Below are 24,730 nucleotides of genomic sequence, written 5' to 3'. Positions count from 1 at the left end.
GGGATTATAACTTGTGTTTCTTTGATGGTCAAGATGTTTTTTGTGAATTTTTTGTTTCTTTTTACATTACACCAACCATAACACTATCTTCTTTTTGTAACTCGAATTTTATAAAACTTTTGCAAGAAATTCTTTCGTTCTCTTATGTTGTGGCTTTTCAAATACTTCTTCTGGAGAACCGTCTTCTAATATAGCTCCCTGATCAAAAAACAATACCCTATCACTCACTTCTCTGGCGAATCCCATTTCATGGGTAACTATAAGCATTGTAATTCCCTCTCCTGCCAATTTCTTCATTACATCAAGTACTTCTCCTACCATTTCAGGATCTAATGCTGAAGTTGGTTCATCAAATAAAAGAATTTCAGGGTTCATAGCCAGTGCTCTTATAATCGCAACCCTTTGTTTTTGACCTCCGGAAAGCTTTGATGGATAAGATAGTGCTTTCTTCTCCAACCCAATTCTCTTTAACAGTCCTATTGCTTTTTCATCTGCTTCCTCTTTTTTCCATTTTCCTAATCTTACAGGTGCAAGAGTTATATTTTTCAGCACTGTCATATTTGGAAATAAATTAAAATGCTGAAATACCATTCCTACATTTTCTCGATATTTATCAATATCTTTCCTTTTTTCCAGAATGCTCTCCCCTTCTATAATAATTTCTCCTTCATCTGGTACCTCCAGAAGATTCAGGCATCTCAAAAAAGTAGATTTTCCAGATCCTGAAGGGCCGATAATACAGACACATTCACCTTTTCGTATTTCTATATTAATACCCTTGAGAACCTGCACATTTCCAAAAGATTTTTTCAGATTATGTACACTAATCACTTTGTCTCATTCTCCTTTCCATCTTTTCGAGAAATATAGAGAGTATTTTCACAATCAGATAATACATAATTCCAGCAGTTATCAATGGTATAAACATCTGATAGGTTCTTGATGAAACATAACTGGAAGCTTTGGTAAGATCCATAATACCTACATATCCCAAAATGGAAGTCTCCTTAATCAACTGTATAAATTCATTTCCCATTGCAGGCAGAATATTTTTTAAAGCCTGTGGAATAATAATAAATCTCATTGTATCTTTATATCCAAGTCCCAGAGATCTTCCGGCTTCCTGCTGTCCTTTATCAACTGCCATAATTCCGGCACGTATCACTTCAGACACGTAGGCACCACTGTTAATCCCGAAGCTCACAACTGCTGCCACATATCCCAACCGGCTATGAAAGACAGCAAAATACACGATCATCAATTGTAATACCGAAGGGGTTCCACGAATCACATCTACATATATATGGATAATCCTCGACAATACAGTTTCTTTTTTCTTACGATCGGCATTCAATTTTATCATTGCTGCCATTAATCCAATCACAGTTCCCAAAAGTACTGACATGATTGAAACCAGGAGCGTAACCTGTAGTCCATTCAGGTAATATTTCCAACGGTTATCCTGCAGAAAAATAAATTTGAAAGTTCCAATTATTCCTGTGTTATCTGCTATCTGAACTTGCGTTGTATCATTTTCTCCTGAGAAAAATTTTTCATAAATCTGGTCATATTCTCCATTATCTTTTAACTTTTTCAGTCCCTTATTTACTGTATTTAAAAGTTCTGTATTTCCTTTTTCAATACAATACACTGTATCCTCTTCCGTTCCATCCACTTTCTGATAAACAATATCATCATTCTGTCTGCAGTAAATCTCTGCCATAATAGTATCAATTAAGACAGCATTTACACCTCCGTTTTTCAGTTCCATTACTGCACTTGCAGCGTTCTTAAAGCGGACAACTGTTGCATTTTCAACAACACCATAGTCTGTATTCTCTCCGGATACAATAAAATCACTCTGGGATCCTTCCAAAACTGCTACTCTTTTCCCGGATAATTCAGCAAAATCATACAAAGGTGTTTTCTGACTGCTTACAATGCTCTGGGATCCCGTATAATAAACATCCGAAAAATCTACACTTTTTTCCCTTTCTTTTGTTGGTCCTATCGCTGCTGCAATAATCTGAATATTTCCGGTTTCCATAGAACCAACCAAAGAATCAAAGGGCATATCTTTCCATTCCAATTCCAGATTTTCTTCTTGGGCAATTGCTTCCAGAAGTTCATAATCAAAACCTGTGAGATTTCCATCACTGTCCAGATATTCAAACGGTGCATATTCTGCATTCGTTCCGACAGTTATCTTTTCCTTAGCATAGACACTCTGCGTTCTACATGCACATAAGAAAAGCAGAGTAAGCATGATGCATGAAAAAACTTTTATTTTCATTTTATCACTCATAGCTGATCTCCTATAATATGAGTTTTAGCGTATAAATGTTTCATATGCTTTCATATTCCGTTTATCTGCTCTAGCCGGATCTTCAAAATAGTCAAATTCTGTAATTTCCTGTCCAAGATACCCCTTATATCCATGACGATTGACTGCCTTCAGAAACTCCTCAAGATTATGCGTTCCATCCCCCCAAATCAGATGACCATACGGATTTCCATCAATAAAATGCATATGGATAATATCATCTCCAAGTATATCAAACCATTGATCAATTGTTTCACCGGCAACTCCCATTGCTGTGGTATCAATCATCGCTTTCAGATTTGGATGATTTACCTCATCCAGCATTCTTTTTACATCATATACCGTAGTAGCAAGGTTGGATTCCTGTGGACGAAGAGATTCCATTGCCAGTCGAATATTTTTTGTTTTGGCATATTCTGCCAAAACAGACAGCATTTCCCTTGAACGTTTCCAGGCTTCCTCCCTGTCTTCATTCCAATATCCCCATCCTGAATTGATTGCCATTGTTTCTACACCCAATTCTTCACCGGCATCTAGCGCTTTCTTAAAATATGCCATACTTTTTTCAAACTGCTCTTTTTCCTGTGCAGCAAACTGATATTGGTATGTACAATTTTCCGGTGTAATCACCTTCACAGTCAAATCTCTTTCATCAAGAAGTTTTCTGACATGTTTACAGTCAGAATATTCTACATAGCTTAAAAAGAAATGCGGTGTTCCAGGCCATAATTCAATTGTTTTAAATCCGGCTTCTTTTTGTGCATCAAGAAAATATTCCAATGAATAAAATAAATAATGAATATTCATACCTGCCAACTGTTCTCTGTTGATTAATTTCTCCATTTTTATCCTCCATGCTTTCTTCTGCTGCCTGTTCATAGTTCAATAATACCTATATAATTTCCTATTTTTCCAGTTTACTACCCATATATCTATGAAAATCAGGATCTGACGGAATATTCAAATCTACTTCTTTCTTGCCTGTGATGTCATAACAAACAACATTTGTACAGGCAGAATATATTCCAGAATTGAAAACTCAAGATCGTCTGTAAACGTACAGTTCAGTATATATTTTGTATTTTCATCTGCCAAAGCGGAATTAATTCCAAATAAACAGTAACCCTGCTTTGTATAATAATCGAACAATTTTCCCATTCGATTTCTTTCATAACCATTGGGTGGAAAAATATATAAAAAGTTAGTTTTTGAAGTGACAGCATTATACATACCATGCATAAATTCTTCTGCTTCATATCCCCTCACCGGAAATCTGCAAGTCTCAGAAAATTTTAATATTCCCTCCAGTAGCAAACTCCTCATTTTATTACCGGAAATAAGTATCATATCTTCATTATCCTTTAGTTTCTCTGATATTTCTGAACACCAGAGTTTGCTTATCTGCAGAACATTTTTCATATTCTTTATTACAGCATCTATTCGCTTTTTATAGTTTTCAGCTTCTTTTTCTGTAATCCTTCCAATGCTTTCGGCAGTATCAATAATCCATATCATCAAAGTCAATACTGTTGCCGTAAAACCTTTGGTTGTTGCACCAGCATCTTCATAACCACATTCAATATATATGTTAGCATCTGCATGTCTGGTAATTTCCGTATCATATTCACCGGTCATTGAAATTGTGACAATGCCGCGCTCTCTAACATCATCCAGTGCCTTTATGACTGCTGCACTGGTTCCCTGTTGTGAAATTCCTGTTACCACTGCGCTTTTTGAAATAAATTCATAATCCTCTATAAGCATTACTGGGTATACAGGTGTAACCCGTATACCCAGTAATTTCTTTGCAAAATCGGCTACAGCTACTGCTGCATTATAAGAAGATCCTGAACCTGTCAGGTAAATTTCTGATATTTTCTTATCTTTCAGCACTCTGCTGCTGTCCTCAAGAATTTCCTTCTTATGTTCCAATATGTATTGCAGGATACCAGGAGTCTCATATATGTAATCCATTGCATTTCCATGGTACAGCATATATTTTCTCCTCTTTATCTTTTGCTTTATATATTATATTTCTAGTACAGCGAAAATTAAGTTTCTGTTATATTGACGCAGGATGATTTCTTCAGCTGCAAGGCGGAGGAATGAGGCGTAGCGGTGGCTACGGCGATTGACGACAACGCCGCAGATGAGAAATCAGACAAGTCAATATAGCAGTTACTTAATATTCGCTGTACTAATCCTCGTATGGTTTTCCGTATCCAAAAGCACCATTGAGTGTACATACATGTGCTGCAAATTTAGAAGCTTCCTTTAAAGAAGTACGGATTGCTTCCTGTCTGTCAGTTCCTCTTTTCAGCTGATCAATATAACAATCCATAAAAGAAGTCAGAAAAGAATCTCCGGCACCCATTGTATCTACCACATTGTCAATAAGTGTTGCCGGCTGTGTATAAAACTGTTCACCATCATACATAATGCAGCCTTTAGAACCTCTGGTAAGAGATACCAGCTCCGGTCCCAGGGAATGAATAAATTTCAGATGTTCTTTTGCTGCTTCATCATCTCCGTCAAAGGAACAAAATGCATATGTAATGTATGGTGCATATTTTTCATAATATTCTTTGGAAGAGTCATCAGAAAAATCAAAGGAAATTTTTATACCAGCCTCTTTCATAACTTTCAGCTGTGATTCTGTATAGCAATAATTTCCCGTATGCACAAAATCAAATTCTTTCATATATTCAAGGTCAAAACGGTCAAGAATATACGGAGTCTTTCCTCTTACTCCACCTTCATTATAATCCCCAAATATACGGTCTCCATCACGAAGTGTACATTTAGACCATCCGTTTTCTCCTACCAACTGTTTGCACTTTACAGTTTCAATTCCAAGTTCATTTAATACTGAAATTACAAATTCTGCAATGTCATCACTTCCAAAATATCCCATATATGCAGCTCTCTCTACACCAAACATTTTGGAATATGCACACAGATTTACACAATTCCCGCCTGGATACATCATATGAGAATGTTCATACAGATCAACTACATTATCACCAAATCCCAATACTTTTGTATTATACTTTACCATTTTTCTTCTCCTTTTTTATCTGGCAGATTCATATCTGCCAGACTTGTTACGAAAGAATATTAATATTCTACAACACCCATGTATCTTCTCATATCAAGAGGATGTCTTCTCTTGTCCTGTAAACCTGTACGATATGCTACTGACATTGCATAGAATACCATTGGGCAGAAATATTCATTTACGCTTTCGTCAATTGCATCAATTCCCAGTTCCTTAGCATCAATTACTTCATATTTCTTTCCATATTTTTTCAGGAAAGTAAGTGCTCGTTCATCCATAACTCTGGCTGCACCTGTTCCCATAAGAAGAATGTAGAGATGGTCTTCATCTGTGCATTCGAATGGTCCATGGAAATATTCGCCGGAATGCAGATAGCAGCAATCCATCCACTGCATTTCCTGAAGAGAACAGATAGAGAAACCATATGCCTGTGAATAAGAAGCACCAGAGCCCATAATATAAAGGAACGGCTCTTCAAAATATTTCTCAGCAAATACCCATGTACGGTTCTGTACTTTCTTTACTGCTGCACGGACAATACCGTCAGCTTTTTCAAGTCCATCCAGTACAGCTTCATATTTTGTATAAGATGGCTCCTGTAACTTCATCAGTTCATTAAGAACACGCATTACAATTCCCTGCGGTCTTTCTTTTTCATTTGTATCATCTTCCCAGCTATATACGACTGGATTCATATCTTCCTGTGCACAGATAGAATTTGGATTATGTGTCATAGTAATCACTGCCGCACCACGTTCTTTGGCAAGTTTCGCTGCATTTACAGTTTCATTTGTATTACCACCATGAGAGCAAAGAATTACAAGTGCACCCTTTTTCAGAAATTTGGATGGGGATACAATCAACTCTTTTGCTGTAAGCCAATGAGAGTGCATAGTTTCTGATTCTGCATTGATAAAATAGAATCCTGGATAAAGATCTACTAAAGAACCTCCACATGCTGTAAAAAATACATCATTAATCTGTCCCTGCTCTTCATAGATTTTTTTGATTAATTCTTCTGGTCTGTTCATTTTAATAATCTCCTTTTATTTATATTTTTTATTTTATAGTTTTCTATAATCCTGCTGAAATTGTACAGAATACAATTGCTATAACCGCCATGATCAAAAACATTTTCCAGATAGTTTTCCACCATTGTCCAAATGAAATCTTGCAGATTGCAAGCCCTGCTACTGTTGTCCCTGCTACCGGACTCATAAGGTTTGTCAACTGATTTCCATACTGTAAAGCTGTAACTGCCGCTTCCGGATTTACACCATGAAGGTCACATAAAGGTGCCATGATTGGCATAGATAATGCTGCCAGTCCTGAGGAGGACGGTACTAACAACGTCAGTAAAGACTGAACCACATACATCACTGCTGAGAAAACAACATTATTGGATTTTTCTACCAGTCCACTTAATGCATTTAAAATAGTATCAATAATCATTCCATCCTGCGCAATTACCATGATTCCACTGCAAAAGCCAATTACCATAGCTGCAAATGCAATATCCTTTACACCATTGATAAACTCTTCTGCTATTTCTGTTTCATTCATACCACCAAAGATTCCCATCAGGATTCCCATTCCCAGAAAGCACATGGATAATTCATTCATATACCAGCCATTTTTTACAAGTCCTACTACCACTATGACCATTCCGATCACAAAAGTGAGGAGCACCAACTTCTGACGGATTGTCATTTCCTGATTAAAATCAATATCCGTATTCATTTCTTTTTTCTTGATCAGATCATCCTGATACGTAATAGACTTTTCAGGATTTTTCTTAATCTTAAATGCTCTCCAGGTTACAAAAGCAATAACCAAAGCCATCATAATCGCAAACTGGAGCATTCTAAATACCAGCTGTGGATTTCCCTGAATCCCGGCAATGCCCTGTGCAATCAATACACAAAACGGATTTACTGTAGATGCAGCATAACCAACTGTTGCAGATAAGCAGACTGTCATAAAAGTAGTCATGGAATCATATCCCATTGCAAACATAATTGGCATGATCAACAAATAAAATGGAATCAACTCATCTGACATTCCAAAGGTACTTCCACCTAATCCAAAAAGAACCATTAGAATCGGTATGATCAGAATTTCTTTTACTCCAAGTTTTTTCACAATCTTCTGAATTCCCTATATTCAGTGCATTAGTCTTGGCCATAATCTGAAATACACCGCCGATAATAAAGACAAATGCAAGAACCTCTACCATCTGTTGAATTCCTTTTCCAGGTGCCATAAGTACCTGAGCAATTCCCTGTCTTAAATTTGTTCCATCTTCAAGAACTTTATCTACCGAATGATAAGTTCCTGCTACTGCTACACTTCTTTCTCCTGCAGAAGTTTCTATTACCTTTCGTTCAAACTCACCACTTGGAAGAATCCATGTAAGTATTGCCACTACAATGATCAGGAAAAAAATCAATGTGAGCACATGTGGCATATGAAGTTTGAATTTTTTCTTTTCTTCCATTTTACCTTCCCCTTTTCTTATTGTTTTCTGTCAGATCAATTTTTTTCTATCTGACTTTTTTCTGTAAAAACGGTTCTTCCGTCCATGATTGTCATTACAACCCTTGCATCCCTGGCATCTACCGGATTAATTTCAAGTAAATTTCTGTCAAACACAGTAATATCTGCCAGTTTCCCTTCTTCTAACGTTCCAAGCACTTCTTCCATACCCAGATTTTTCTGTCCACCGATTGTCCATGCTTTCAGAAGTTCCGGTACAGTAAGAGTATTTTCTGATTGAAATGCTTCAGCACGTCCATCCATGTATCCTCCACAGGAATAATAGATAGATTCCGGTATACTGGTAAGCAGTAACGGTAAATCTGTGGCACCACTTAAATTCATTCCACTGTCTTGCATTTTACGGCGGTTCCAGTAATATTTTCCACGCTCTGCACCTATCGTCTGTTTAATATTATTAATCAGCACATCTGCCGGATCCAGTGACATAATCTGAAAATATAATTCTGCTGTTACCCCAATCCGACCAAGGATTTCCAAATCCTTTGGATCTGTAAACTCCATATCTGTAATTGCATGTCTGTTTTTCAGCTTTCCCTGAACCTTCTTGCATTTCTGATAAATTTCTGTGATTTTTCCTACTGCACCATCTCCCTGTGCATGTAAAGACCATCTGAAATCTTCTGCATCTGCTGCCAGAACGTCTTTTTCAATTTCTTCATATGGAACCGGATCTTTACAGCAGAAATCCTGATTTTCATATGGCTCTTTTAAATCACCCTTATAAGAAGCAATCGTACCATCAGTCATCCGGTTAAAACCACTGAAACGAATCTTATTTCCTGTAAACTGCTCTCTCATTCTGCGGGCATAAACAAGATTCATTCCTTCACCTACAGGCTGTGACATAAAGAAGGTTCTCAGATTAAGATCTTCAGAATCTTCCAGTTCTTTAAGATAATCTGTAAATCCATAGAAGTCATCAAATCCCATTTCCTTTACAGTAGTTACCCCTCTGGAATTCATCATTTTCATATAATCTGAAAATTCCTTTTTAATAAATTCCCGGTCATTCAGATATTCTCTCATGATGCGGTAATAGCTTTCCGGATAACATGTTTCTGCCGAAAACTGATAAATATTTCTGGCTTTCTGATTCATAATACAACAGGAACGATCTGCCGAAAAAATGATCACCGCTTTATTTGGAAATTTCTCTTCCAGCATTTCTTCTCCGTTCTGCCTGTCCCACATCTCCGGATTCCATCCATGCCCCAGTAATGCTCCCTCCGGATGTCTCTTCTGCTCATATTTTCTCAGAATACAGCATCCCTCTTCATTATCTGTCACTTTCGAAAAATCTGCTCCTACATGATAAATTGCATATCCGGTAAAAAATGTATGAGTATCTGTAATTCCCGGCATAACCAGTTCATCCCTGAAATTAAGAACTTCCTGTGCCTGATCCAAAATATCTTTTTCAGGTTTTCCTGCTTTTTTTTCGACAATATGATTTCCACTTAAACACAGATATCCTTCGTAATCTTTCTCATTTATACCGTCAAAAAGATGTTTTGCAATAATCACTTTTGAAAATCTTTTTTTCATTTATCACGTCCTCCTTTCTTGGTTTGTATTATATCATCATATAACGTCATAATACAATATGATCTTTTGGGCAAATCATAACTTTGTGAATTCTTGATATTTTATTCTTTATTTTTTTGTCTATAACACACAAAAAAAGGATTTCCGTTTCTCATTTTCAGAGTATATTTCTGTGCTGAAAACAAGATTTGAAATCCTTCTTTTTATTCAATATAACCTTTCGTGTTTAAACGGTTCTTCACCATCTATTAATATTACATTTTCGTTGTCTATATGGAAATTTTGTAACGTGAACCAGCAATAATTTCATAACTGATATATAAAGGTTCTTCTTTTTCATTATTAATATAGCTTGCCAGAATCATAACAGGTTCTCCTTCATTCATTCTAAGGTATCCTGCCACTGGTTGAGAAACTGTACTGACTTCTACTGTACTTCTCGCTTTTTCAGATTCTTTCATATGATATTCTTTATTGAGAAGACGTGTAAGAGATCCATTTTCCAGCTTTTCCACCTGAAAATCTGGCAGAAAATCGGTTGGAATATAAATATGTTCATAAATAATCGGCAAGTTATCGGCTGACAAAATTCGTTCTATATGATATATTTTAGTATGTTCAGGTTTAAAAAAATCCTGCTGCCATTCCTGCATTTCCATAATATGACAGGAAATGATATGTGAAGACGGCTTTCTTCCATTTGAACGACACGCTTCAGAAAAACTCATGTTGTTATCATTTTCTATTTTACGATATATTTTGGGTATTTCCACAAAAGTTCCTTTTCCCTGTCTTTTTACAAGAAATCCCTGAGAGCATAACTCTTCAATTGTTCTGCGCACTGTAATCCTGCTGACCTGATAGGCAGTGGATAATTCTCCTTCTGTGGGAATCTGATCTCCCTCCTTATATGTTCCCTTTCGAATCTGATCTTTTATCTCTTTCATTAACTGAGCATATAATGGTAACTGTGATTTTTTATCCAAACTCATTGATGACTCCTTCCATTTGCAAACATTATATAATGTTATATTATATCATATTTCTTAGAAAATCGCAAAAAACTGTCAGAAAAAAATCAGAATCCGACATTGTCAGTGAACAGTAATGAATCATCACAAAATTCATACAAAATGACACAGGATTCCATTGTTTCGCTGCATATCTACATGCTACACTAGATTACATATCTTATGGGCATTTCGCCCGCAAACAGAAGGATTCAGGCCAGAAGGCCGGGAGGTTTTTATAATGATTATTTACGTTGATGCATCCGTGATCCAGACCGGAAACGGAACAAAAGAAAATCCATTCAAAACTATTCAGGAGGCCGCTGCAAAGGCACTTCCGGGAGATGAAGTCATCGTTGCACCGGGATTATACCGTGAAGCTGTTAATCCGATTCACGCTGGAACGGCAGACAAGCGTATCACCTACCGTTCTGCAATAAAAGGACAGGCGCACATTACAGGAAGTGAAGCTGTCAAAGACTGGGGAAATGTAGAAGGCACTGTATGGAAAGCAGTCATTCCGAACGGAATCTTCGGTGATTATAACCCATTTACTACCCTGGTATCCGGAGATTGGTTTATCGCTACATTTATTGCTCATACAGGAGATGTATATCTGAATGAAAAATCCATGTATGAAGTAACCACTCTGGATAAAGTTAAAAATCCACAAAAAAGTACTATCTCATGGGATCCTGATTTCTCTGTATATACATGGTACGCAGAACAGGATGAAGCCAATAATCAGACGATTATTTATGCAAACTTCCATGAAAAAGATCCCAATAAAGAAAATGTTGAGATCAGTGTAAGAAGAAACTGCTTCTATCCGGAAAGTGAAGGAATCGGATATATCACTCTCTCCGGTTTCCGCATCAGTCAGGCTGCTACTCAGTGGGCTCCCCCTACAGCTTATCAGGAGGGAATGGTCGGTCCTCACTGGTCCAAAGGATGGATCATCGAAGACTGTGAAATCTATGAATCCAAATGCAGCGGTATTTCTCTTGGTAAATATCTGCAGCCTGAAAATGATAACAAATGGTTAAAGTGGAAATACAAAGACGGAACTCAGACAGAACGCGACTGCATCTGCCAGGCTTCCTATGAAGGATGGGATAAAGAACACATCGGTTCCCATATTGTACGCAGATGTGAGATCCATGACTGCGGTCAGACAGGTATTGTAGGACATCTTGGAGGCGTATTCTCTGTTATTGAAGACAACCATATTCATCACATTAACAACAAGCAGAATCTGGCAGGAGCAGAGATCGGCGGTATCAAAATGCATGCTGCTATCGATGTTATTTTCCGCCGCAACCATATCCACAACTGCACCCGTGGTCTGTGGCTTGACTGGCAGGCACAGGGAACCCGCGTTACAGGAAATCTCTTCCATGACAATGCTCTTCCTAATGACTTCGAGGCAGGGGATGACGCTGTCACAAGCGTAGGAGAAGATATTTTCGTTGAGGTTTCCCATGGTCCGACATTGATCGACCACAATATCCTGCTGTCTGACCGTGCACTGAAAATTGCAACCCAAGGCGTTGCACTTGTACATAACCTGATCTGCGGCGGCTTCGTTTCTGTTGGTATCGGTACAGACAACGGTGCACCTGATATTCCATCTCCCAGATATACTCCATATCACACCAAACACGGAACTCAGGTTGCAGGATTTATGACCATCCTTCATGGAGATGACAGATTCTACAACAACATCTTCGTTCAGAAACCGATCCGCCCTTGTATGCAGGATCTGGCTGATCTTATGGGTAACAATGGAAATATGTGGGATGACTGCAATGTGATCACAGGAACTTTCAAATTTAACGGATATCCAACCTTCGATGAATGGAACAGACAGTTCGAAGGTTACTGCGGAATGGGTTCTGAAACAACAGGCAACTGCTATTATGATCATCTTCCTGTATGGGCATCCGGCAATCTCTATTTCAACGGAGCACGTGCATGGGAAAAAGAAACAGATGCAGTCACAGATGCAGAACACACTGTAGATATCTCTGTCGAAAAGAAAGAAGATGGCTGGTATCTGAAGACCAATCTGTATGATATCATCAAAGAAGAAACCGACGGTATCATCTCAACTGAAACACTTGGTATGGCATTCGAACCGGAGCAGAAATACGAAAATCCTGACGGAAGCCCGATTATCTTTAATCAGGATTTCTTTGGAAATCACAGAGATGTCAAAACTGTCGCAGGACCATTTACGGATAAAAAAGCTGCTGAGCAAAAGCTCTTTTAACCTGATATCCATATAGTCAATAGCTTTACCATATATAAACCATACATAAAAACAGCTATGAAGAGTACAGATATTTTTATCTACTGCTCTTGCATAGCTGTTTTCTTATTTTGTTATACTTTTATTATAGCAGTCCTAATAAATAATGTATTTAAGACAGTTCAGCAGAATTTCACACTCTGATGGGCTGGAGTCAAGCGGATATTCACACCCCCCCCCCGCAGGGGACTTACTTAATTCGCTTAAGATGCATTATTTACTCGGACTGCTATAGATGCAAGCATTTTTGTAGACTTTCGGATGCACCACAGGCATGTTGGAAGAATATAACAGGTTGCTGTGACCCAGGCGGTCTGGTCTGCGAAACAGATGGCTGTAAAGCCAAAAGTTCCTACAAATCCAAGACAGACAACTGTTCTGGCAATCATTTCTGTTACGCCGGAGAAAACGGCTCTGCCTGAATATCCAAGTCCCTGGGTTACCATACGGGCAACATTGAGAATACCAAGACTCCAGTAGAAAAATCCCATACATCTGAGGTATTTAGCAGAGGCATCCAAAACTGCCACCGCACTCTTTCCAACAAACAGCATAGAAAGTGTACGCCCTGCAAAAATCAGTAAAATTCCCGCCGCAATACCATATCCTACTCCCACTGTAATACCACAGCGCAGACCTTTCTTAATCCTGTCAGACTGTCCTGCTCCCAGATTTTGACTGCAGAATACAGATGCAGATGTTGCGATAGCATCAAATGGACACATGGTAAACTGCTTAATCTTCATTGCTGCCGTAAATGCGGATACATAAGTACTTCCAAGTCCATTATTGGCAGACTGCATAACCATACTTCCGATAGCTGTGATGGAGAACTGAAGTCCCGTAGGCATTCCCATTGCCAGAAGTTCCTTTACTGCATTCCCCTTTATTGCCCTGTTTTCTTTCTTGAGCCACAGGAGTTTCATCTTGCGGATGATAAAAATAAGGCACAAGATTCCACTGATCGCCTGTGCGGAAATTGTTGCAATGGCAGCTCCGGCACATCCAAGTTTCAGCACTACAATACAGAATAAATCCAGAAAAATGTTCAGAACAGCAGATAACGCCAGAAATATAAACGGTGTCCTGCTGTCTCCCACTGACCTCAAAATACTGGACAGATAGTTATATAAAATCGTAAAGGGAATCCCCAGGAAAATGATCAGCAGATAACTATATGCATTGTCATAAATGTCCTCCGGTACTGATAGAATATGTAATATCTGAGGACATAAAACGCTGCATAATACTGTAAGGATCGCTGCAATTCCTGCACATAACACAGCTCCATTAAAGATATAATCCCGCATTTTCTCTATCTTTTCCGCGCCAAAATATTTAGCTACAGGAACGCCAAAACCTGTACAGCTTCCCATACAGAATCCAAGTACCAGAAACTGTATACTGCTGCTGGCTCCTACACTTGCCAGTGCTTTTGCCCCAAGGATCTGGCCTACGATCGCAGCGTCAATAATATTATAGGTCTGTTGCAGCAGGTTTCCTAATAATAAAGGAAACGCAAACTGTAACATCAGTTTCAGTGGATTACCCTTTATCATAGATGTGGTCATTTCTATTTACTCCCATCCTCTATATTTCTATAACGTTTTCATAAGTTAAACAGATATTCGAAAAAATCTGAGATTCCGATTTCTGAAATCTCTGATTTATTTCCAGATGGATTTCATTTCACAAATTTTCACCTGCGCATCTTTTTCACTGTTCAGGCAGAAGATTCCCTGTCTGCTACTATTGTAAAACAGCCTGGTTCCAACATCTTCTCCATCATTTAAATATACCTCGATTGTTCTTCCGTCTACAAAAATTTCTGCATTTCTGCATTTCTCCACAGAAGAAACAAACTGTACCTTATCGCTCTTCACACCGGCCATTTTAAGGAATACTTTTCCCCCTTCTGCAGTCAGACTGATGGATTTATCCCCATCCTGACCAAGAAGAATGTTGAAATCTCCTGTTTCTCCAAATGATACAGATGCATAATATCTGTTATCTGCAATGGAACTGCTTTTAATCTCACTGCCTGTGCCTTCATATACTGTATCACGCAGAAGCGTGTAAACTTCCTCTACAGGTTTTGTATATACATGTTCATTCTTCACATGGAGTTCTCTTGGCAACGTCATGCTTCCATAAGCTCCCGGCTCTGTAGCAATATGCTCTCCATAGAAATCACTGATCCAACCGATCAGGATCCTGCGGTCTTCATGCTGAAAGCTCTGCGCTGCATAGCAGTTGCTTCCAAAATCCACCCACTGCTGCGTATGGACATCCATTGCATCACCACTCCAGTCTCCCACGTAATATCTACATTGCTGGAATCTTCCATATTCATCATAATGGCTCATCCATGCTCCCATAGCTACATATTTATCATCCAGTGGGAAAAAGTCCGGACACTCAATAGTTCTGATCTTTGTTTCCTCTGTAATCAGAGGACATCTGTATTTCCAGTTCTCTGCATCTTCAGATTCATACAGAAGAAATGTTCCTTTTTCATCTACGCATGCACCTAATACAATATAATACTTCTCACCGATCTTAATTGCTTTCGGGTCGCGGAAATCATAGTTAGTACCTTCCGGTTTCTCCCTGATAATCTCTTTTTCCGGCTCAAAATGAATCATATCGCTACTCTTTGTCATTGTCTGATACTGAATAGTGTCCCATCCGTCATCCTGAGGTCCGATATGTCTTGTGAGATAGAAGTACACCTCATTTCCCATCGGAAGTGCACTTCCGGAGAAAGCACCACCTTTAATCGCAAGATTATCCAGGATTTCTTCCTGAGGCTCTAACACAACCGGAAGATGTGTCCAATGCACCAGATCCCTGCTTGCTGCATGTCCCCAGTACATATTATTCCACTCCTGTTTAAAAGGATTCAGCTGATAGAAAAGGTGATAATAACCCTTAAACCAGCAAAGTCCGTTCGGATCATTGTTCCAGTTCACAACCGGCGAAAAATGAAACTGCTCTCTGTACGGAGTGTCAATGAATTTAAAAAATTCTTCTTTATTCATTGCTTTAAAATTGTCTGTGGTATTCAGTACGCAAATTCCATTCTTCAGGATATTTTCACATTCGCTTAAATAAGCAAAGGTAATGGTGCAGTCCTGTGCAGTAATCTCGTATTCTGTATCTTTATCTGTCTGGAACTTGATCCAGTTCCCATAGATATGCTGCAGTTCTTTTATTTCTGTTTTGTTTTCTTTTATCTTCTTCAGGCTCACACTACCTTTTTTCCCGGCTTCTGGTTTTACAAATAATTCCAGACATTCATAGTTTCCTGTATACATATGTAAAAATCCCCTTTCTGAATTTTGTCTCTGATTCACTATATATCAAAGTATCGTACTGACCTTCTGCCGACATAATCTTACTATATCATAACAAAATCACGGGGAGTTTCAATAAAATATTTTGACATTTTTTTATACTATTTTATCCTGTATGACCACATATAAAAAGGATGCCGGGAGCAAATCCGACATCCTTTTTACTGTTAGCTTATGTTTATTTACAGCAATCCTCATAAACAATACATTTGAGAGGATTGCTATAGAAATGATGCAATTTATTTGTTATCCTGCTACTATTATTCGCCTCTGTGTTTACCCTGAGACAGATCTTCCACTACTTTTGCATAGTATTTATCTACATTGAAGAATGCCATGCAGATTACACAGATTACACATGTGATCACCGGTACCCATGCGAATGCGATTGAAATAGAGGACAGTGCAGACGCGCTCTGAACCTTAAGCTGTGCGTCAAATCCACCTGCTGCAAGGATCCAGCCAAGTGCTGCTGTTCCCACACCGGAACCAACTTTCATACAGAAGGAAGAAGCTGCATTTCCCATACCTGCTGTGCCGTATCCATTATACCATTCACCATATGTGATCGCATCCTGAAGGCATCCAAACATAGTTGCTCCGCCGCATCCGAATCCAATACCTTTGATAACGGAAGAAAGGCAGATCAGAGAGTAGGAAGTTGTCAGTCCTGACAGTACGAAACCTACAGTTGCAACTGCCATTCCCCCCATAAACAGGTAACGTTTACTGATCTTCTTCATCAGGAATGGTGTGATGAACAGAGTTACGATCTGTGCAATTGACAGAAGGTTGGATACCATTGCATAGTATCCGTCATTTCCCATATTGTACATTGTGAAGTATACTGCTGAACCAAAGAAGCAGGACATCATAAAGTACATAGCGAACAGACTTACTACCATTAACAGCCAGTATTTATTTTTGAAAAGACCTTCCAGACCTTTTATAAAGGAAACCTGATTTTGGCCACCTTCTGCGCTTTCTTCATGTACACGTTCCTGGCATACAAAGAACATGAACATGTTCAGTACGATAAATACGATCATCAGTACTACAAAAGTCATTGTCCAGCCCTTCTGAGTGTAAGCATCTCCTCCACCGAAGAAGCCTGTCATTTTCAGAACAACTGTGTTGATTGTCATAGTTCCGGCTGTAGCCAGAAGGTTACGGAAGTTTCCGAGAAGTCCTCTTTCATACTGGTTCATTGTCATCAGTCCCTACATAGTTGCATATGGAACGTTAATACCTGTATAGAAAATCGTGGAAACAAGGTTATATGTAAGGAACATATATGCGATCTGCACTTTTCCTGCAAATGCAGACGGTACGCTGAACATTAAAACTGTACATACTGCCAGCGGAATACATAATCTTGCGATCCATGGGCGTGCTTTTCCCCACTTGCTGTGTGTATGGTCTACGATATAACCCATTGCAAGGTCAGAAATTCCATCCAGGAATTTGGAAATTGCAATGATAGATGCTGCTGCCGCTGCACTTGCACCAATTACGTTTGTGTAATATACCAGCAGGAATGCACTGATTGCAGAGTACACCAGGTTTCCTGCATAGTCGCCGATACCATAAGCAAATCTCTCAAGGAAAGACAGCTTAGCATCCGGATTCATGTTTACGTTCTTCATAATCTTTTCTCCCTGTATGCTGTTGTAATTTTTTCATTTTCATCACAACAGGTGCTCTTTACTTTTCAATAAATCTGTTCTTATTTCTCAATCGGAAACCATCCGAAGTCCACACATCTGCCGAAATCCCAGCTGTCCCAGCCTACCCAGCCAGGTGTGTTTACTGTATCTGTAAGAAGCTTATAGCTCCAATAGAAATATCCGCTTCCTGCGTTCCATGCGTCAAGCTGTGCCTCAGCAACTGCGTTGTAGATTTTCTTCTTTTCCTCAGCACTTACTGTTTCCTGTGCCATGCCTTCTACACCGTTGAGAACTGTCTGTCCGCCCTTTGTATCGCATCCAACTGCAAGAGAGTTAAACAGGCACCATTCACCGCAGATTACCGGGAAGTATTCCTGCATTTCTGCGATGTCTTTTTTCAGCTCTTTTACATATTTCACATACTCTTCTACAGTCTGCTCACAGCCCTTCATTTCTGCAACCATCAGATACTGGTGAGTATCCAGAACTACGTTCTTGTACTTATCTTCACGCATAAAATCTTTCCATGCTTTTAAACAGAATGCATCATGGAATACCACATATTTGTCTTCCGGCATATGTCTGCGGATTCTGTCGTATGCTTCCAGATAAAAACCACGGATGAATTCCATTGTATTTGGTTTTGTTCCTTTGGCTTTCTCAGGATCAACTGCAGGATAGCGCTCTGTAACCTTCATGGATTCCCACATATCTTCCAGTATTGGCTCGTTCAGGATTTCAATTCCCCACAATCCTTTTCTTGTTCCGTATCTCTCTGCCAGTCTTTCCAGTACTGTAAGTTCGAATTCCACTTCGTCCGGCTCCTGTGACCACTTGCATACACCGCTGATTCCACCATTGTCAAATCCATTCTGGCTGTCCGGTGCTGTATGAAGATCGATCAGAATCTGCAGACCGTATTTCTCAGCCCAGTTAAATGCTTTGTCCAATTCTTCAATACATCCGATGAATGGTTCTCTGTCACCGAAAATGAAATATGGAACCGGGATTCTTACTGCATCCATTCCCATGGATTTAATTCTTGTGAAGTCTCTTTCTGTAATGTACTCAGAACGATGGATCTCTGATTCTTGCTTCATAGACCTCTTTGGAGAGCTGTGTGGGCAGATAGTATTCATCTTCTGCTGTTGTGCCATCAAACAAAGACGGACTCATCCATTTTTCAAGTACCAGCCAGTTTCCAAGATTGACTCCTTTTACTTTCATGTTTTCCTCCCTGATATTGGTATAAATTTTACATTTTCGGAAACGTCTTTCCGATATCAATTTACTTTCACGCGCTCTTTATTTTTCAATCATTATTTTATCTGTGAAAAGGGAAATTTTATATTATAATTCTCAGTTTTTTATCACTTTTCACGGCAAATATGTTATGATATAAATACTTACATATGTTCCCTTTTATATCGTTTTCGTTAATAACAGGAGGAATCCGCCATGAATTTTAATATAGATTATCTCATGCAGCATATTTCCTATGAATTACATACAATTATAAAAAACTGGACAGACACTTTATCTTCACAGACAAAGCCGGAAGTTGTCTGTGCACGTAAAGATATAAGCGATGAATATCTGCCATTTTCTGTTTTTACGGATTCTATTTTAAATGCAGAAGATACTTTCAATCTTGCCAACAATCCTCTTATCTTCTCTGCCGGAACTGCTGACCAGCAGATTTTTTACGCATACATTGCTGCAGGAGAGAAATATCTGCTCATTGGACCTGTAGTGTTTTCGTCCTTTATACAGACGAATTTACATATAAACCTGCCTTTCCTGGCACAGAAAGATCTTACTCCTGTCTTCTGCTGCAATTTTTATTATTTCTGCTCCAATGTGCTTCTGGCCCATAATCTGTTCAGTGAATCTCCTCTTATCCGGGATGATCTCATTTCTTCTAATTGCGTGAAAAAGGCAGAAGACTATGATATTATGTGTAATTATTCTGCACTTATTTTCGAGCGCCAGGAAATGGACGAGCCGCATAATCCCTATGATCAGGAAATCCGCGAATTCTTAAGTATTGAGAACGGAGATATGGAAATGTACCGCAAAAGTATCAGCGAAGATTATATAGGAAAGCTTGGAACTCTTTCCAAAGACGCATTGAGAAATAGCAAGAATCTGGCAATTGTTCTCATGACTCTTGCCAGCCGCGCTGCGATCCGCGGCGGTCTGCTGCCGGAAATAGCTTTCTCTATGAGCGATATTTTTATACAGAAAATAGAAGAAATGACGGATCCTGTAGTAACCGTGAATCTGGCCCGCCAGTTTCAGATGGAGTATATCAAAGCAGTTGCCGAAATCCGTGAGCAAAAAAAAGTTTCTTCTGATATTGCCTCCAAAAATATCTGGGTGGAACAGTCCAAAGATTACATTTTTAAACATTTACACAAAAAAATCCGCATCCAGAATATTGCAGAGTATCTGCATCTGAATGCGAATTATCTTTCTGAACTATTCAGGCAATGTGAAAACGTTACTCTTACGGATTTCATTCTACAGGAAAAGGTAAAGCTTACCAGGAATCTTCTGGCTTATTCCCCCTATTCTTATATTGAAATCGCCACTTATCTGGGATTTTCCTCTCAGAGTCATCTGGGAAAAGTGTTTAAAAAATATACAGGAATGACTCTGCGGCAGTATCGGGAAAAATACGGGCAGAACTTTAAATGAATGCTTTTCGCAAGATGTGCGTCACAATTTGTGGGAGATTTGGTCCGGATGAGGGGCGTCGTAGCGCGATCTACGGCAACCGAATTCGGGCAAAATATACCGCAAAATGGGATGCGCAGATTGTGAGAATGATTTTTCAAACACGCTATAAACTTCAGATTTTTTTGCCTACTGTACGTATTTTCCGTATTTTTCAATACAACTTTCTCCTGAGTCTGAAGGTCTTCGATTACTGTGCTTTTTTCTTTTAAAATCAGGAGTTTTTTACAATTTATAATTATAATAAAAAGACAGATTACTCATCTGTCTTTTTAAAAGTTATAATGATAATAATGTTTATGCAACCTGATATATGAACAATAGTACCTATTATAGTAATTCCACAAAATAATGCCGACAATAATTTATTAATGTCATTTAATTTTTATTTAACAGGAATTTCTCGGAATACATTTGTCGAAAAATTCATAGAAACTTCATTTTCTCTGCATGTATCCAGTATTATATTATTCAATGATTCCTCATCAACATGTACTGCTTCAATCGGAAGTTTAACCAGCTCATCCATACTTAACAATGCTCCAACCTGTGCATCAAAGCAGGATTGATTTTCTTCACTTTCTTTTTTATCAGTTTTTGTAGTTGCCACAATATGATTGTTTGCAATGTAATTTTCTCTTCCGGAAACCAAACGAATGATTATCGGTTTTATGCCTGCCGGTTTCAGATATTGCTGTTCAATCGTCTCCGAAATGTGATTAGCAATCAGTGAATTGCTACTTCCCTGAATATGAATCAGGCCAAAATCATCCTCTAATCCATTATCATATTCCAGCATCGGAGGCCATGGTTCATGATCTCTGAGAAAATGATTGGAAGATATGAGATTTTCTCTACAATTTTCCATTATCAGCATTCCCGGATAAAAAGAATGAAATCTGTTTGCAGTTACTGATGATCTAAGAACACCCTTAAGATGTACTATACTTTTTCCTCTTGGAAAAATGTTATTGGAAGTAATCAGAAGTCCTCCAAAATTTTCGGCAAAAATTGTATAACCTCTATAACCAGCCCCCATAAGATTATCTGTTATTTTAGATGCCTGTCCGGCTCCACGAAGTTCTACACAATTTCCACATTCTGCTATAAAATTATCATGAACAGATAATGCATCAGAATTGTAAAGAGTCACTCCATGCTCCAGATAAATAATACCCATGCCTGTAATTCTGAAAGAATCCTGTGCACTGGCTACATAAATTCCTGTTTTTCCATTTAAATATGTATTCTCTGGATCTCCATTTCCGTCATCTACAAAATGGAGTCCATCAATACAGAAATTTTCAAACTCCACGGAACTGATTCTCGGATCTCCCTCTCGTTCCACCAGAAAAGCAGCACCGGATCTTTCATCCCCCTTTAATGGTTCCAAATCTACCAGAATCCTGCTACCGCCCGGCCAGATGTCATGAAGATCCTTCCACTGTTCTTTTGGCACATTATATCGGATACTTGAAGACACAAATCCATGTCCTGATCCTTGGATTTTCAAGTAACTGATGTCAATTTTCACCTGCGTTTTTAAATGATAATCTCCAGACGGAATATAAATTACTGCTCCCGGTTTTCCTCCATCATTTACATTTGTATCCTTCTGTCTGTTCTTGATGTCTGCAATGATACTGTTGATCACTTCTCCGATATCCGTATATGGGTTACCTACCTGCCAGTCAGTGACATCATAATAATTATTACGTTTCATTTCAATACTCCTCCTGCTTTCAGTTCATGTCAAGCGGATATTCGCAATCCGCTCCGCTACTTGATTCAGTTAAAACACTCCTGCAATCCATATGCTTCATAGTCTCTGATTACCGCTCTTCCACCAAACGCAGATATACTTATTGCATCCTGATCATTTCCTGCAAAAATATTATTGGAATGATTATTTCTGTATTGATCTGTAAATATCTCCAGAGAACTCTGATCTGAAAAGATATGTACATCCAGACTTTTTTCGCTGACCTTAAGTACACTTCTGGATGTTCCTACACTCCATCCATCTGCACAGCTTCTGTCTACCAGCAATTCACCATTTTTCAGATCAAAAATACAACGGGATTCTTTTTCTTTTCCGCATCTGAGCTTCAGTTCTACCCTGTCTGCATCAGTTTCTTCAAGATCCAATGTAAATTTCATCTCAAAGCTGATTCCATCTCCTGCTTTTAACTGCTGAGGTGTTTCTGTAATCTGTATTTCCCGTTGCGTAAATTTGTTTTCACGGATTTTTTCCATTTCCTCTACAGGAACAAACGCCAGCGTTCCATCCTTGCACATCCGAACTTCACGAATCACATTAAAAAATCCGCACCAGCCCTCCTGATAAGTAGGTCCCCAGTCCTTAAAGAGAGGCATCCATTCCCATTCATTCGCCCAGGCAACAATCAGACGTCTTCCATCAGGAGCAACCATGGACTGTGGCGCATAAAAATCAAATCCCCAATCCATTTCACCACTGATATGCCAGTCAAATTTTCCTGTTTTGTAATCAAAATCTCCTGTCAGGTATACTGATGTATGATCTCCTGAGCCCATTGGAGAAAAAGTGAGAACATATTTATCGCCAAGCTGATAAAAATCCGGACATTCCCACATGAATCCCCATTCTCCACGGCTTTCTGCCAGCACGTTTAAAAAATTCCAATGATAAAGATCTGCAGATTCATATATCAATGCTAATCCTCTGTTATTACGACTGGCCCCTACAACCATATAATATTTATTTTCATGCTTCCATACCTTTGGATCGCGGAATGAATCCGGCTGAATACCTTCCGGTGCATCAAAGAGAGGATTTCCGTCATACTTTTCAAAATTTATTCCATCTTCACTTATAGCAAGACACTGGCTTTGCTCACTTCCGTTTCCATGATTTGCAGTTGCCGTATAAAATACATATAACTTACCTTCGTGTTCGATTGCACTGCCGGAAAAACATCCACCTTTTTGATAATCATCATACTCTTCACTGGGTGCCAATGCCAGAGGCAAATATTCCCAATGAACTAAATCTTTGCTGACTGCATGTCCCCAATGCATACAATCCCAAAATCCATTATATGGATTAGTCTGATAAAACACATGATACTGTCCGTTAAAAAAGATCAGTCCGTTAGGATCATTCATCCACCCGCTCTGGGGCATAAAATGATAATGCTGACGCATTTTTCCATTTTGAACAATCATCTTTTTACTGTCAATTTCTTTTTGCGCGTTTTCTATTCTTTGTCTCATTAATATTTTATTCACTGGCTTTCTCCATTCTTATTATCCTTTTACAGCTCCTGCTGTCATTCCCTGAACAATGTATCTCTGTGCAAACATTGATAAAATCATTACCGGGAAGCTAAATAAAAATGCTCCTGCACACATCGGTCCAAGGTCAAGATTATACGCTGACAGGAAACCGGCAAGACCTACTGTAAATGTTTTAGCATTCATACTGGTCAGCAACAGAGAAATAAGAAAATCATTCCATGCCAGGAACAATGTAAATATAAAGGCAGTTGCAAGTCCCGGCTTACAAATCGGCAAAATAACCTTTCTGAATGTCTGAAGGCTGGAAGCGCCATCTACATATGCAGCCTCATCCAAAGTAGACGGTACTCCCTCATAAAAACTAAGCATTGTCCACATTACAAAAGGCATGTTTACTGCCGCATAAACAATAATCAATGCAATTCTGGTATCATACAATCCCATATTACAAATAATCTCATAAATAGGTACTGCAATACTGGATGTAGGAATCATTTTCAGACATAAAATCAATACCACCAGCCCTACTGACAGCTTCGCTCCAGATCTCTGAATAGCATATGCAGCCAGTGAACCCAAGATAACTGCAATAATTGTACTGCAAACTGCTGTAATCAAACTGTTCAGCAGATACCCACCCGCGTTCATTCTTACAAATAATTGAGTGAAATTTTCAACCGAAAAGCTTTTTGGAAGAAAAGATGGCGGAACAGCAATTACCTCTGATCCAGGTTTAAACGAACAACAAATTACATAAATATATGGAAGCAGCCAGAATATCGTAATAATTATAGAAATAATAACTGCTATTTTTAGTTTGATACTATTACCTTTCTTCATTTTGGTCTCCTTATTGAATCCTTCTTATTACTGTTTTTCTTTG

Annotated in this window: 19 protein-coding genes and 2 pseudogenes; 3 read left to right on the top strand and 18 right to left on the bottom strand. The window is 38.7% G+C overall.

The window, feature by feature from the left end; genetic code table 11:
- Positions 1-108: 108 nt before the first annotated feature.
- The 10 genes from AC058W_RS07455 to AC058W_RS07410 form a co-directional block, all read right to left on the bottom strand.
- Positions 109-831 carry an amino acid ABC transporter ATP-binding protein gene (locus AC058W_RS07455; RefSeq protein ID WP_118411233.1) on the bottom strand — a complete coding sequence of 241 codons (723 nt, stop codon included), beginning with the start codon at positions 829-831 and terminating at the stop codon, positions 109-111.
- On the bottom strand, positions 824-2,305 hold the full coding sequence (locus tag AC058W_RS07450) for an ABC transporter permease subunit (protein WP_118411232.1): 1,482 nt from the start codon (positions 2,303-2,305) through the stop codon (positions 824-826). The genes AC058W_RS07455 and AC058W_RS07450 overlap by 8 nt, the downstream gene beginning before the upstream one ends.
- Before the next feature lie 24 nt (positions 2,306-2,329).
- Positions 2,330-3,166 (bottom strand): sugar phosphate isomerase/epimerase family protein, encoded by an 837-nt coding sequence (locus AC058W_RS07445; RefSeq protein WP_118411231.1) that lies wholly within the window; start codon positions 3,164-3,166, stop codon positions 2,330-2,332.
- Between the two features lie 123 nt (positions 3,167-3,289).
- Complete coding sequence (locus AC058W_RS07440; protein ID WP_479389908.1) at positions 3,290-4,216, bottom strand: SIS domain-containing protein; 927 nt, start codon at positions 4,214-4,216, stop codon at positions 3,290-3,292.
- 304 nt (positions 4,217-4,520) lie between these two features.
- A complete protein-coding gene (locus AC058W_RS07435) occupies positions 4,521-5,381 on the bottom strand; it encodes a PfkB family carbohydrate kinase (protein WP_025577722.1) in 861 nt (286 codons plus the stop codon).
- Positions 5,382-5,440: 59 nt separating this feature from the next.
- Positions 5,441-6,412: an SIS domain-containing protein gene (locus tag AC058W_RS07430; protein ID WP_025577721.1), complete on the bottom strand. Its 972-nt coding sequence runs from the start codon at positions 6,410-6,412 to the stop codon at positions 5,441-5,443.
- Positions 6,413-6,455: 43 nt separating this feature from the next.
- Complete coding sequence (locus AC058W_RS07425) at positions 6,456-7,523, bottom strand: YfcC family protein (protein ID WP_479389907.1); 1,068 nt, start codon at positions 7,521-7,523, stop codon at positions 6,456-6,458.
- Complete coding sequence (locus AC058W_RS07420; RefSeq protein WP_479389906.1) at positions 7,432-7,878, bottom strand: hypothetical protein; 447 nt, start codon at positions 7,876-7,878, stop codon at positions 7,432-7,434. Before AC058W_RS07420 ends, AC058W_RS07425 begins: the two co-directional genes overlap by 92 nt.
- A 35-nt stretch (positions 7,879-7,913) precedes the next feature.
- The gene (locus AC058W_RS07415; protein WP_118411228.1) at positions 7,914-9,485 is read right to left on the bottom strand and encodes an amidohydrolase family protein; all 1,572 of its coding nucleotides are present in this window, start codon (positions 9,483-9,485) and stop codon (positions 7,914-7,916) included.
- 269 nt (positions 9,486-9,754) lie between these two features.
- Positions 9,755-10,477, bottom strand: a complete 723-nt coding sequence (locus tag AC058W_RS07410) for a GntR family transcriptional regulator (protein WP_118411089.1) — start codon at positions 10,475-10,477, stop codon at positions 9,755-9,757.
- Between the two features lie 259 nt (positions 10,478-10,736).
- Between AC058W_RS07410 and AC058W_RS07405 the strand changes: the two genes are divergently transcribed.
- The gene (locus tag AC058W_RS07405) at positions 10,737-12,767 is read left to right on the top strand and encodes a right-handed parallel beta-helix repeat-containing protein (protein ID WP_479389905.1); all 2,031 of its coding nucleotides are present in this window, start codon (positions 10,737-10,739) and stop codon (positions 12,765-12,767) included.
- 242 nt (positions 12,768-13,009) lie between these two features.
- Here the strand turns inward: AC058W_RS07405 and AC058W_RS07400 are convergent, their stop codons facing one another.
- The 4 genes and pseudogenes from AC058W_RS07400 to AC058W_RS07385 all read right to left on the bottom strand — a co-directional run bounded on the left by AC058W_RS07400 (position 13,010) and on the right by AC058W_RS07385 (position 19,056).
- A complete protein-coding gene (locus AC058W_RS07400) occupies positions 13,010-14,377 on the bottom strand; it encodes an MATE family efflux transporter (RefSeq protein WP_479389904.1) in 1,368 nt (455 codons plus the stop codon).
- A gap of 96 nt (positions 14,378-14,473) precedes the next feature.
- A complete protein-coding gene (locus AC058W_RS07395; protein ID WP_479389903.1) occupies positions 14,474-16,123 on the bottom strand; it encodes a glycoside hydrolase family 32 protein in 1,650 nt (549 codons plus the stop codon).
- 299 nt (positions 16,124-16,422) lie between these two features.
- Positions 16,423-17,793 (bottom strand): annotated as a pseudogene (locus AC058W_RS07390) (MFS transporter).
- Positions 17,794-17,888: 95 nt separating this feature from the next.
- Positions 17,889-19,056: pseudogene (locus AC058W_RS07385) on the bottom strand (glycoside hydrolase family 5 protein).
- Between the two features lie 231 nt (positions 19,057-19,287).
- On the opposite strand from AC058W_RS07385, the gene AC058W_RS07380 reads away from it, so the two are divergent.
- Complete coding sequence (locus AC058W_RS07380; RefSeq protein ID WP_118419924.1) at positions 19,288-20,529, top strand: AraC family transcriptional regulator; 1,242 nt, start codon at positions 19,288-19,290, stop codon at positions 20,527-20,529.
- Here AC058W_RS07380 and AC058W_RS07375 read toward each other — a convergent pair.
- On the bottom strand, positions 20,448-20,627 hold the full coding sequence (locus tag AC058W_RS07375; protein WP_479389920.1) for a DUF6783 domain-containing protein: 180 nt from the start codon (positions 20,625-20,627) through the stop codon (positions 20,448-20,450). The two genes, AC058W_RS07380 and AC058W_RS07375, sit on opposite strands and share 82 nt — an antisense overlap.
- Here AC058W_RS07375 and AC058W_RS07370 point away from each other — a divergent pair.
- Entirely contained in the window at positions 20,544-20,780 is a 237-nt protein-coding gene (locus AC058W_RS07370; protein ID WP_334295136.1) for a DUF6783 domain-containing protein, read from the top strand. The two genes, AC058W_RS07375 and AC058W_RS07370, sit on opposite strands and share 84 nt — an antisense overlap.
- Before the next feature lie 173 nt (positions 20,781-20,953).
- On the opposite strand, the gene AC058W_RS07365 is transcribed toward AC058W_RS07370, so the two are convergent.
- The 3 genes from AC058W_RS07365 to AC058W_RS07355 all read right to left on the bottom strand — a co-directional run bounded on the left by AC058W_RS07365 (position 20,954) and on the right by AC058W_RS07355 (position 24,687).
- A complete protein-coding gene (locus tag AC058W_RS07365) occupies positions 20,954-22,291 on the bottom strand; it encodes a NosD domain-containing protein (protein WP_118136103.1) in 1,338 nt (445 codons plus the stop codon).
- 65 nt (positions 22,292-22,356) lie between these two features.
- Positions 22,357-23,838, bottom strand: coding sequence for a glycoside hydrolase family 32 protein (locus AC058W_RS07360; RefSeq protein ID WP_118136105.1), 1,482 nt, complete (start codon positions 23,836-23,838; stop codon positions 22,357-22,359).
- Between the two features lie 18 nt (positions 23,839-23,856).
- A complete protein-coding gene (locus AC058W_RS07355) occupies positions 23,857-24,687 on the bottom strand; it encodes a carbohydrate ABC transporter permease (protein WP_118136107.1) in 831 nt (276 codons plus the stop codon).
- Positions 24,688-24,730: the final 43 nt, after the last annotated feature.

It is taken from the genome of Blautia sp. CGZ-1-C1, from assembly GCF_056504575.1.
Note: the sequence above shows the minus strand (reverse complement) of the source record. Positions and strands in the feature narration are given on the sequence as shown.

Excerpts from the sequence above, each read along its gene's own strand:
- AC058W_RS07370 (WP_334295136.1), top strand. The coding sequence starts at position 20,544 with ATGTGCGTCACAATTTGTGGGAGATTTGGTCCGGATGAGGGGCGTCGT.
- AC058W_RS07415 (WP_118411228.1), bottom strand. The coding sequence starts at position 9,485 with ATGAAAAAAAGATTTTCAAAAGTGATTATTGCAAAACATCTTTTTGAC.
- AC058W_RS07410 (WP_118411089.1), bottom strand. The coding sequence starts at position 10,477 with ATGAGTTTGGATAAAAAATCACAGTTACCATTATATGCTCAGTTAATG.
- AC058W_RS07450 (WP_118411232.1), bottom strand. The coding sequence starts at position 2,305 with ATGAGTGATAAAATGAAAATAAAAGTTTTTTCATGCATCATGCTTACT.
- AC058W_RS07355 (WP_118136107.1), bottom strand. The coding sequence starts at position 24,687 with ATGAAGAAAGGTAATAGTATCAAACTAAAAATAGCAGTTATTATTTCT.
- AC058W_RS07380 (WP_118419924.1), top strand. The coding sequence starts at position 19,288 with ATGAATTTTAATATAGATTATCTCATGCAGCATATTTCCTATGAATTA.
- AC058W_RS07405 (WP_479389905.1), top strand. The coding sequence starts at position 10,737 with ATGATTATTTACGTTGATGCATCCGTGATCCAGACCGGAAACGGAACA.
- AC058W_RS07395 (WP_479389903.1), bottom strand. The coding sequence starts at position 16,123 with ATGTATACAGGAAACTATGAATGTCTGGAATTATTTGTAAAACCAGAA.
- AC058W_RS07430 (WP_025577721.1), bottom strand. The coding sequence starts at position 6,412 with ATGAACAGACCAGAAGAATTAATCAAAAAAATCTATGAAGAGCAGGGA.
- AC058W_RS07365 (WP_118136103.1), bottom strand. The coding sequence starts at position 22,291 with ATGAAACGTAATAATTATTATGATGTCACTGACTGGCAGGTAGGTAAC.
- AC058W_RS07400 (WP_479389904.1), bottom strand. The coding sequence starts at position 14,377 with ATGACCACATCTATGATAAAGGGTAATCCACTGAAACTGATGTTACAG.
- AC058W_RS07420 (WP_479389906.1), bottom strand. The coding sequence starts at position 7,878 with ATGGAAGAAAAGAAAAAATTCAAACTTCATATGCCACATGTGCTCACA.
- AC058W_RS07435 (WP_025577722.1), bottom strand. The coding sequence starts at position 5,381 with ATGGTAAAGTATAATACAAAAGTATTGGGATTTGGTGATAATGTAGTT.
- AC058W_RS07445 (WP_118411231.1), bottom strand. The coding sequence starts at position 3,166 with ATGGAGAAATTAATCAACAGAGAACAGTTGGCAGGTATGAATATTCAT.